The following is a 1,289-nucleotide window of genomic DNA, read 5'->3' as shown; positions in this document are numbered from 1 at the left end:
TGGAATGACCCCGAAAATATAGACACAAATTAATTCAGTTAATTAAAATAACAATTTAGAGAAAATTGTAAATAATTGAAGGAATTAAAAATGGCAAGAAGAGAATATAGTGAAGAGTTTAGAAGAGATGCTGTAAAACAAGTTATTGAAAATGGATATGGCATAATTGAAACAGCTGAGAGATTAGGTGTACATTATGATTCTTTGAGAAATTGGATAAAAAAATATCAATCTCCAGAAGCTGAAATAGAAGCAAAAAAATCTCAAGATACACAAGCTGAAATTAAAAGATTACAGAAAGAATTAAAAAGAGTTACAGAAGAGAGGGATATTTTAAAAAAGGCCGCAGCGTACTTTGCAAACAACCCAAATTAAAGTACGCATTTATAAAAGAGTATCAAATACAGTACACAATCAGAAGAATGTGTACTGTATTGAAAGTTCATCCAAGTGGGTATTATAAATGGTTAAAACAACCTATTTCAAATCTTGAAATAAAAAATCAACAAATTTTACAAGAGATAAAAAAAGCATATAAAGAATCAAATGGAATATATGGATATAGAAATATTCATAAAGATTTAAAGGCTTCAAATATTCATGTAAATAAGAAAAGAGTTGCAAGATTAATGAAAGAGGCAAAACTTTGTGGAGTAGGAAATTATAAAAGAAAACCAAAGCATAAGGCTGGTTCAATTCATAAAGCACATCCAAATCATTTAAAACAATGTTTTTTAACACATAAACCAAATGAATCTTGGGTTAGTGATATTACATATATCAGAACTTATGAGGGATGGTTATATTTAGCTACAGTTATTGATCTTTATTCAAGAAAAATAATTGGTTGGGCAACAGGACATAGACAATCAACATCTTTAATTATTGAAGCTCTGAAAAAAACAACCCATAGAATTAAAAATCATAAAGTAATTCTTCATTCAGATCAAGGTAGCCAATATAGCTCTTATGAATACCAAACATTTTTAAAGCATCATAATATTATCCCAAGTATGAGCCGTAGAGGTAATTGTTATGATAATGCAGTAGCAGAGAGTTTTTTTAAGACATTAAAAAAAGAGTTAGTTAGAAAAACTATATTTCATACAAGAGTAGAAGCAAGAGATAAAATATTTGAATATATAGAAATGTTTTATAACTCAAAAAGAAGACATAGTTTTTTAGATTTTATAAGTCCAAATGAATTTGAGAAAAGATACAATGATAGTGTTACTCAACCCAAGGTGTTAACTGAATAAAAAAGTGTCTACTATCTTGGGGTCATTCCA

General features: G+C 28.0%; 1 protein-coding gene. It reads left to right on the top strand.

Annotation, left to right across the window (positions count from 1 at the left end; genetic code table 11):
- Positions 1–90 precede the first annotated feature (90 nt).
- Positions 91–1,259 (top strand): IS3 family transposase gene (locus CJ670_RS07050; protein WP_105939431.1). Its coding sequence is split into 2 segments (ribosomal slippage): positions 91–343 and positions 343–1,259, totalling 1,170 coding nucleotides; the frame shifts between segments, so codons are not numbered across the junction.
- Positions 1,260–1,289 lie beyond the last annotated feature (30 nt).

The sequence above is a fragment of the Arcobacter cryaerophilus gv. crypticus genome (assembly GCF_002993025.1).
GTDB lineage: Bacteria > Campylobacterota > Campylobacteria > Campylobacterales > Arcobacteraceae > Aliarcobacter > Aliarcobacter cryaerophilus_B.
This window is presented reverse-complemented; position numbering and strand designations above follow the sequence as displayed.